Here is a 9594-nt window from a genome sequence, read left to right as displayed (position 1 = left end):
GACGACGATTTCTTGATCGCGTACAACGCCTCTGAGGAGGATCTCGACTTCGTCGTCCCCGAAACGATCGAGGATGCCACGTGGGAGGTTGTCCTATCGACTGACTCGGTTGAATACACGGGAGACACATACGTGGCTGGCGACGTCTTCCCCGTCAAGTCACGTTCTGTGACGATTCTTGTCTGCCACAGAGTGGACAAGGAACAAAACGTTGAGGTCGAAACCGCCCGCACTCCAGCGCCCACGGGCCGGCTGAGCTCTGCCACGACGGAGAAGTTACCGACCGTCGGTGCCCATGGTCAAGCGGAAATCCGCGACAGCGCTCGCAAGTCGTCCTCTCGATGACCACGGCGTATTTTAGCTGATAGCTAGGAGCCCCCCGAGGCCGTTGAGGCATCTTCGGGGGCTCCCCTATAATGGAATTTCACGACGCAGGAGAAATATGACTACCGAAGTTCGCCGCCACTCACACGTCCCACCGGCGGAGCGGCGCCAGCCGGTCACGAGTTATCGCATTCAGCTCAGCCCAGATTTTAACTTCGAAGACGTTGAAGGCATTGTCCCTTACCTGTCATCGCTGGGGATCACGGATGTGTTCTTCTCCCCCATTCTTCAGGCATCGCCCGGATCAAACCACGGATATGACGTGGTGGACCACGAAAGAATTTCCATCGATCTTGGTGGCATCGAGGGCTTCCGTAAGGTCTCGCGTGCCATTCACGACGCCGGCATGTACCTGATCGTCGACATTGTGCCCAACCACATGGCAGTGCCCACCCCGCTGTTCCACAATCGTGCGCTGTGGTCGCTGCTTCGCGACGGCGAGGACTCGCCCTACCTCAACTGGTTTGATATCGAGCTCTCCGACTCTGGTGACGGGCTCCTGATGCCCGTGCTTGGCGAGCGCATCGGTCAGGCGCTGGCAGATGGCACCATCACACTTGACGAGATGGTCGTACCCGGCTTCGAATCTGATGGCGAGACCAAGGTGGTGCGGTACTACGACCACGTCTTCCCCGTCCGCCGCGGCACCGAGAGCTTGCCGCTTGCCGAACTTCTTGATGCGCAGTATTACCGCTTGGCACACTGGCGCGTTGCGAACGAGGAACTGAATTACCGCCGGTTCTTCGACGTCGACACGCTCGCCGCCATTCGCGTGGAAGATCCTGACGTTTTCCGCGAGTCTCATGCGCTCCTTCTTGAGCTCATGGACGAGGGCCACATCGATTCCTTCCGAATTGACCACCCAGATGGTCTGGCCGATCCGCGCGAGTATTTCCGGAATCTGTCCGATGCTACGGGCGGCGCATGGACGGTGGCCGAAAAGATCCTCGAGGGTGAGGAGACCTTGCCCTCCGACTGGCCATGTGCCGGCACCACCGGCTACGACTCTCTCATGAGGCTTCAGGGTCTGTTCACTGACCCGACAGGCCTTCCCGAGCTCACCCAGTTCTACAGCGAGCTGTCCGGGTCCACCGACTCTGTCTCCTCGGTGGAGATCAAGTCCAAGCGTCAGATCGTGGATACCTCGCTGTATGCGGAGGTCGAACGGCTGTCGACCATCGTGGCCAACATCTGCCATGCGGACGTGCGCCTTCGCGACCACACGCATCGGTCGATCCAGGACGTCGTCGTCGAACTCGTCGTTCACATGGATCGCTACCGCGCCTACGTCGTGCCCGGCGAGCGGCCACGCCCCGAGGACGAGCGAGTGCTGCGATCCGCGGCCGAGCGCGCCGCGCGCAACCTCGACGAGGATCGACAGGACACGCTGGAGATGGTGGTCGACCTCCTGTTAGGCAACGAGGTGGGCTCAGCAGGCCGAACCCACGAAGCCGCCCGCAGCGAAGCGATTATCCGCTTCCAGCAGGTGTGCGGAGCCGTCATGGCCAAGGGCGTGGAGGACACGACGTTCTATCGCTACACCGTGCTGACCTCCGCGAATGAGGTGGGCGCGGGTCCGCACTACTTCACCACGACGCCGGATGACTTCCACGACTTCCAGACCCAGCTGTTGCTCACGTGGCCCGTCACGATGAGTACCCTGTCCACCCACGACACGAAGCGGTGCGAGGACGTTCGCGCCCGCATCGCGCCCATCGCGCAGTACACGGACGAGTGGCTCGAGATGCTCGCCAAGGCACGCGACATCGTGGCAGACGAGCGTCCCGGCGATCTCAACGGCCAGTCCGAGAACCTGCTCTGGCAGACCCTCATTGGCACGTGGACGCCGGAGGGGCCGATCTCCGAGGAGCGCCTCGAGGCCTACCTGCTCAAGGCATCGCGCGAGCAGAAGCTGTGGACCACGTGGACCGAGCAGAACGAGCAAGCGGAGCAGGGCCTCGTCGACTACGCGAAGGCGATCCTCAATTCCGAGGCGGCCGATTTGCTGCGCGAGTTCAGCGAACGCACCTTCGACGCCGCCCGCACGCACATCCTCGCGCAAAAGGCCATTCAATTGACCAGCGTGGGCGTGCCCGACATCTACAACGGCGAGGAGATCACCCAGACCTCCCTCGTGGATCCGGATAACCGCAGGCCAGTCGACTACGCGGGCCTGCACGAGGCACTTGCCAAACTGGATCGCGACGGCCTGCCCTCCTCGCCGAGCCTCGATGTCGAAAAACTGTGGATCACCTCCCGCCTAGCGCGTCTGCGCCGCGCGCACCCCGAGATGGCCTCGGTCGAGTGTGGCTACGAGCCGCTGCCGGTATCAACCGGCCGGGCGCTCGCTTTTGCTCGCACGCTCGACGGCGAGCCGGCTTTCGTGACCGCCGCCATGCGCAACCTGCCGGACTACCCCGGCGACTACACGATCGTGCTGCCCGAGGGGCAGTGGATGAACGTCCTGACGAACACAACTATCGACGGTGGCACGCAACCGCTTGCTGACGTACTTGGCCGCTTCCCCGCCGCCGTCCTCGAAAGGATTCATGACTAACGTCAAAATTTGGTCCCCGTACGCCCAGAGGGTCACTCTGATCCTCGCTGATACCGAGGAAGAAATCGAGCTTGCCCGCGAGGGCGAACACTTCGTGATCCGTCAGCCGCTGGCTATTGGCACGAGGTATTTCGTGAGCATCGACGGCGGAATGCGGCTTCCCGATCCGAGGTCCATGTGCCAGCCCGAGGGTCCGCACGGCCCCACCGAGGTGGTTGATCCAGCGCAGTTCGAGTGGACGGATTCGACGTGGACCGGCCAGAGCCTCATGGGCAAGATCTTCTACGAATTGCACGTGGGCACGTTCACCCAGGCGGGCACGTTCCGCTCCGCCATCGACCGCCTCGACTACTTGAAGGATCTGGGGGTCGACGTCGTTCAGCTCATGCCGATCGCGCCAATGCCCGGCGAGCGCGGATGGGGCTACGACGGTGTGTCGATCTACGCGCTGCACGACCCCTACGGCCGCCCCGAAGATCTTGTGGCGCTCGTCGACGCGATTCATGCCCGCGGCATGTCCGCCTGCCTCGACGTCGTCTACAACCACTTCGGCCCGGACGGCAACTACCTGGCTCAGTTCGGCCCCTACTTCTCGAGCTGGCACCACACGCCGTGGGGCGAGGCGCTCAACCTCGATGGCGAGTATTCGGATTCGGTTCGCCGCTACCTCATCGACAACGCCAAGCAGTGGATGCGCGACTACCATTTCGACGCGCTGCGTCTCGACGCCGTTCACCACCTTCTCGATAACTCCGAGCGGCACTTCTTGGCCCAGCTTTCCGACGAGATTGCCGAGCTTGGTGACGAGCTTGGCCGCACGCTCACGCTGACCGCCGAGTCGGAAGACAACGATCCGGACATGGTCACGCCGACCTCCGAGGGCGGTTACGGCATGAACCTGCAGTGGACCGACGACATCCACCACGCCCTGCACGTGTGGCTGACCGAAGAATCGAACGCGTACTACAGCGATTACACGGACGAGTCCGTCATGGCTCAGGCTTTCGAACACGGATTTGTTCGCGTTGGCCAGGAACTGAAGTTCTCCAGCGCGCCAACCGGCAAGCCCATTCCCGAGGGGATGTCCGGACATCACTTCATGGCCTTCGACGAGAACCACGATCAGGTGGGTAATCGCCTCATCTCGGATCGCCCCTCGCTTAAGCTCGAGCCGGGCGAACTGGCCGTCTCCCGCGCGCTCGTCATGCTCTCCCACTACACTCCCATGCTCTTTATGGGGGAAGAGTTCGCCACTCGCAAGCCCTTCCACTACTTCACCGATCACGGCGAGGAGCTGGGTGCCTATATCAAGGAGGGCCGCCTCGCGGAGTTTGCCGATTGGGACATGACGACGATCTACGGCGATATGCCCACTGTTATGCAAGACCCGCAGGACGAGGAGACCTTCTTCCTGTCCAAGCTCGACTGGAACGAGCTCACGTTCGGCGAGCACAAGCACATGCTGGATTTCGTCAAAGAGCTTATCGAGCTGCGCAGGTCCGATCCCGATATCGCCAGCGGCGACCGCTCGAAGACCGAGTTCATGCTACTTGACCAAGCAGGCTGGATGAGCCGTGGCGATACCGTCGTCGTGTTCTCGGTCTGCCATCAACCAACGAACGTCCCGGCGCCCGTTGAGGGTAAGGAAGAAATTCTGAGCTGGGAGCCCACCTCCATCACGGAGGACGGCGACGTTCGTTTCCTTGGACCCTCGGTGGCCGTTTACCGTTAACGGCGCGTCACCGCCAAAGGGCGGGGCTTCGCCGTTAAAGTCGAAGAGTGAACAACCAACCACCCGCGGATTTCGTCACCGCCCTTGAGTCGCTCAAAGGTCAGACGTTCCGGCCCGAACTCCACATTGGCCAGATCCCTGGCCCGACGAGGATTGCCCCGTGGGCGGTGGCGCTTCAAGCAGAAGTCAATGACTCTGCGGACCTTGATCCGGATGGTCTGCGCGGCTCGGCCAAGTTCGTCGTCCTTCACGATCCGGACACGCAGCCCGCGTGGGATGGCACGTTCCGCATCGTTGTGCACGCGCAAGCGCCGATGGACGCCTCGATGGGAGACGATCCGCTGCTAGGCGAGGTTGCCTGGTCGTGGCTGCGCGATGCGCTTGATCATCAGGGCGCGTCCTATCACAGCCTCAACGGCACGGTTACCCGCGTTTTCAATGAGACCTTCGGCGGCCTGCACATTAACTCCTCGCGCGTCGATCTCGAGCTACGCGCGTCCTGGACTCCGCAAACCCCCTACTTGACCGAGCACCTGCGCGCGTGGGCGGAGTTCACCGCCTCGATGGCTGGGCTTGGCCCGTGGAACGATCAGGTCAGGTCCCTGGCCCGTGAGGTGGACAAGATTTGAGTCACGATACCCCCGCCCGACCGCTCGACGTTCCGCGGGAGGGCATCCCGCCCGTTATTAACGCGGATATTGACGACGCCGTCGACCGCCTTGCGTCCGGCTTTGGGCCCATCGCCGTGGATGCGGAGCGAGCGATGGGTTTGCGATACTCCAACCGCGCATACCTCATTCAAGTACGCCGTCAGGGCGCAGGAACGCTCCTCATCGACCCGGTGGGGATCGAGGATCGCCTCGGCGGCTTCCGCGACGTCATGAAGGACGAGTGGATCTTGCACGCCGCGGATCAAGACCTCCCGTGTTTGCACGAACTTGGCCTGTACCCAACGAAGGTGTTCGACACGGAACTCGCCGCGCTGATTCTAGGATACGAACGCGTCTCCCTGCAGGCCATCACCGAGGGCATCACGGGATGGACGTTGGCGAAAGAGCATTCGAACTCCGATTGGTCCCAGCGCCCGCTGCCTCCCCCGCTGCTGGCCTACGCCGCACTGGATGTAGAACTCTTGCACGAGCTTCGCGAGGAGCTCACCAAGGAGCTCAAGGAGGCGGGCCGATTCGAGTGGTTCGAGCAGGAATGCGAAGAGGTGCGCCTGCGCAGGCCACCTGCCCCTCTCAAGCAACCCTGGCGGCGCACCTCGCGCCAAGCGGGCATCCGAGACCGCCGCGCGCTGGCCATGTTGCGTGAGCTGTGGACCGCGCGCGATGACCTCGCACGCAAGCGCGATCTGGCACCCGGGAAGGTCCTTCCCAACAAGGTGCTCGCCGAACTTGCGAGTCGCAAGCCGCGCTCACGCTCGGACGTCGTCAACTCCAGCCTGTTCCGCTCTCGCTCCCGGCGCGCGGATGCTGACACGTGGTGGGAAGCGATCGACATCGCCTGGCGTCTCGATGACCGCGCTCTACCCGAGAGGCGCTTTACCGAGACGAAGGATCCCTATCCCCCGGTCAACCGGTGGGACCGCCACGATCCCGACGCGGCCGCGCGCTGGGCTGTTTTGCGCCCGACCGTGCTAGCGATTGCCGAGGACCTGGGCATACGTCAGGACGTCCTGATGAAACCGGCCATGCAGCGCATGGCGGCGTGGAAGGGCTGGGACAGCGAGGCCGAGCTCGCCACGATTTTCGAGAACGAAGGCGCCCGCCCGTGGCAAATTGAGCAGGTCACGAGTCGTATACACGCCGCGGCCAGCGAGGCCGGCGTCCTCTAGTCGACGTCGGCTCGGGCCTTAATCTTCGCCCGCACCGCGCGAGTCGCATCAATGACGGCCGAGATGTCCATGCCTTGGCGTGCGAGGATGTCCTTCCTCGCCGAGTGCTGAAGGAATTCTTTCGCGATTCCCAAGTTCTTTACGGGCACGAAGTGTCCGCCGTCGGCAAGAGCGAGGCGAATCTCGTCTCCCACTCCTCCGTCGATGAGGCCATCTTCGAGGACCACGGCGCCGCCGGCGTTCGAAATGAGGTTGATCAGATCCTCGTTTGCCGGGAGCACCCACCGCGGGTCGACGACGATGATCGATTCGTCATCCATCTGCTTCGCCGCCTCGACCATGGTGTGCGCCATCGGGCCAACGGCCACGTGAATGATCGGCGCCACGCCGTGGATCTGATGCTCGTAGACGACGTCGAGGCTGCCGATCTTGCGCATCGTCGGCAGTTCCGACGGGATCGATCCCTTCGGGTAGCGCACCAGGGTGGGCGACTCGGTATTGATCGCTTCGCCAAGGAGCTCACGCATCGTCGCCTCATCGCGAGGAACGGCCACGGACAGATTCGGGATCATGGCGGCCAGCGAAAGATCCCACATGCCGTTGTGGGACGCGCCGTCGTCGCCGGTCACGCCCGCGCGGTCCAAACACACCGTCACCGGAGCGTTGTGCAGGGCGATGTCCATGAGTAGCTGGTCGAATCCTCGGTTCATGAATGTCGCATACAGCGCAACGACCGGGTGGTAGCCCGAGTGTGCGAGGCCGGCGGCCATCGTCATGGCATGCTGCTCAGCGATGCCCACATCGACCACGCGCTTGGGGAATTCCTTGAGCATCGGCTTCAATCCGACGGGTTCGAGCATCGCGGCCGTCACTCCGACGACGGTCGGGTTCTTCCGCGCGATCTCAACAATCTCTTCGGCGAAAATGCTCGTCCAGCCAAAGCGCGAAGGCTCGATGGGTAGGCCCGTTTCGGGATGAATACGGCCAACCGCGTGGAAGCGATCCGCCTTGTTCGTCTCGGCCGGCTTATAGCCGCGGCCCTTGTCTGTAATCGCATGAACGACGACGGGACCGCCGTATTCGCGCGCCATCGTCAGAGCCTCTTCAAGGCTCTTAATGTTGTGTCCGTCGATGGGGCCCATGTACTTCAGTCCGAGCGAATCGAAAATGCCCGAGTCGAAGAGCACTTCTTTCATGCCCTTCTTCAGGCCGCGCAGCGCGTCGTAGGTGAGCTGGCCGGGCATGCCGGAGCCCTGGAGGGTGCGCTTGCCCCAGTCAAGGAAGTGATCGTATTCGCGGTTCACGCGCACCGCATCGAGCTTGCGCACGGGGTCGAGTCTGCGGACGAAACCGCCCACGGTAGGCGCGTAGGATCGGCCGTTGTCATTGAGCACAATGACGATCGGGCGATCGGGGTCTTCTGCGATATTGTTCAGCGCTTCCCACGCCATGCCGCCGGTCATCGCACCATCTCCGATGATGGCGACGACGCAGTTGTCGCGGCCCGCGAGCTGCATGCCGCGCGATACGCCGTCGGCCCACGACAGGGCGGTGGAGGCGTGCGAATTCTCGACCACGTCGTGCTCTGATTCCGCGCGCGCAGGGTAACCCGAGAGGCCGCCTTCTTGACGGAGCTTGCTGAAGTCCTTACGGCCGGTGAGGATCTTGTGGACGTAGGCCTGATGGCCGGTATCCCAGATCATCGGATCGTTCGGTGAATCGAATACTCGATGCAGGGCGATCGTGAGTTCGACGACGCCCAGGTTCGGCCCGAGATGGCCGCCCGTCTTCGCCACGTTCGTGACGAGGAATCGACGGATCTCCTCCGCTAATTGGTCGAGCTGCTTGGGTGGGAGCCTACGTAGATCAGCGGGGCTATTGATCGAATCCAGAATCATGTGCCCTCCTCATTCTTTAACTGCGCATACACTACCACCGATCTTAGCGCGCCCTCGGTGTAGCAAAAACCGCAAAGGGCGCCGGTGCAACGTGCGCCGGCGCCCTGAGCGGGTTAGGTGTTATGCAGAGCGTGCGAGGTGGCGAAGCACGTACTGCAAGATGCCACCGTTTCGGAAGTAGTCAGCCTCACCCGGGGTGTCGATACGCAGGCGCGCATCGAACTCCACGGTCGAGCCGTCTTCCTTCGTGGCCGTGACCTTCAAGGTCTTCGGCGTGCGACCCTCGTTGAGTTCGGTCGCACCCGTGATGTCGAAGGTCTCGGTTCCATCGAGCCCGAGCGAATCCGCATCCTCGCCCTCAGGGAATTGGAGCGGAAGGACGCCCATGCCGATGAGGTTCGAACGGTGGATGCGCTCGAACGACGTCGTGATGACGGCCTTGACGCCCAGGAGCGCGGTGCCCTTGGCAGCCCAGTCTCGCGAGGAGCCCGAACCGTATTCGGCGCCGGCGAGGACGACAAGCGGCACGCCGGCTTCCTGGTAGGCCTGCGAGGCGTCGTAGATCGACTCCTGCTCGCCCGTGAGGAAGTTCTTCGTGAAGCCGCCCTCAACCCCGTCGAGGAGCTGGTTGCGCAACCGAATGTTGGCGAACGTTCCACGGATCATGACCTCGTGGTTACCACGGCGCGAGCCGTAGGAATTGAAGTCACGCTTGTCGATACCGTGCGAGCCGAGGTACTGACCCGCCGGCGAGTCCCACTTGATCGCGCCCGCGGGCGAGATGTGGTCGGTGGTCACGGAATCGCCGAGCTTGGCAAGTACGCGCGCACCCGTGATGTCCTCGACCGGATCGAGCTCCATCGTCATGCCCTCGAAGTATGGGGGCTTGCGGACGTAGGTGGACTCCTCGTCCCACTCGAAGGTTGAGCCCTCGGGGGTCTGCAGGTTCTGCCACAGCTCATCGCCCTTGAACACGTCAGCGTAGGAGGTTTCGAACATCTCACGGTTGACCGAGGTGTCGATGGTCTGCTGGACCTCGTCGGTGTCCGGCCAGATATCGGCGAGGAACACGTCGATGCCCTCGGGATCCTGCCCGAGCGGCTCCGTCTCGAAATCGAAGTCCATCGTGCCTGCCAGCGCGTAAGCAATGACGAGCGGCGGGGACGCGAGGTAGTTCATCTACTAA

General features: G+C 62.7%; 5 protein-coding genes and 2 pseudogenes. 5 read left to right on the top strand and 2 right to left on the bottom strand.

Translation table 11 applies throughout. The features are described 5' to 3' along the window. The 5 genes and pseudogenes from ACHFFR_RS01190 to ACHFFR_RS01170 all read left to right on the top strand — a co-directional run. Positions 1-345 (top strand): annotated as a pseudogene (locus ACHFFR_RS01190) (hypothetical protein); the annotation flags it as partial. Positions 346-442: 97 nt separating this feature from the next. After that, complete coding sequence (gene treY, locus ACHFFR_RS01185; protein WP_394262439.1) at positions 443-2941, top strand: malto-oligosyltrehalose synthase; 2499 nt, start codon at positions 443-445, stop codon at positions 2939-2941. Next, complete coding sequence (gene treZ / locus ACHFFR_RS01180) at positions 2934-4673, top strand: malto-oligosyltrehalose trehalohydrolase (RefSeq protein WP_394262438.1); 1740 nt, start codon at positions 2934-2936, stop codon at positions 4671-4673. Before treY ends, treZ begins: the two co-directional genes overlap by 8 nt. A gap of 47 nt (positions 4674-4720) precedes the next feature. Continuing rightward, positions 4721-5302: a DUF3000 domain-containing protein gene (locus tag ACHFFR_RS01175; protein WP_394262437.1), complete on the top strand. Its 582-nt coding sequence runs from the start codon at positions 4721-4723 to the stop codon at positions 5300-5302. After that, on the top strand, positions 5299-6510 hold the full coding sequence (locus ACHFFR_RS01170; protein ID WP_394262436.1) for an HRDC domain-containing protein: 1212 nt from the start codon (positions 5299-5301) through the stop codon (positions 6508-6510). Before ACHFFR_RS01175 ends, ACHFFR_RS01170 begins: the two co-directional genes overlap by 4 nt. Here the strand turns inward: ACHFFR_RS01170 and dxs are convergent. Both dxs and acnA read right to left on the bottom strand, forming a co-directional pair. Continuing rightward, positions 6507-8408 (bottom strand): 1-deoxy-D-xylulose-5-phosphate synthase, encoded by a 1902-nt coding sequence (gene dxs, locus ACHFFR_RS01165; RefSeq protein WP_394262435.1) that lies wholly within the window; start codon positions 8406-8408, stop codon positions 6507-6509. The two genes, ACHFFR_RS01170 and dxs, sit on opposite strands and share 4 nt — an antisense overlap. A gap of 120 nt (positions 8409-8528) precedes the next feature. Next, positions 8529-9587, bottom strand: a pseudogene (gene acnA / locus ACHFFR_RS01160) (aconitate hydratase); the annotation flags it as partial. Between the last annotated feature and the right edge of the window lie 7 nt (positions 9588-9594).

Origin of the sequence: Trueperella sp., assembly GCF_043424875.1 — a bacterium.
GTDB lineage: Bacteria > Actinomycetota > Actinomycetes > Actinomycetales > Actinomycetaceae > Trueperella.
Note: the sequence above shows the minus strand (reverse complement) of the source record. Positions and strands in the feature narration are given on the sequence as shown.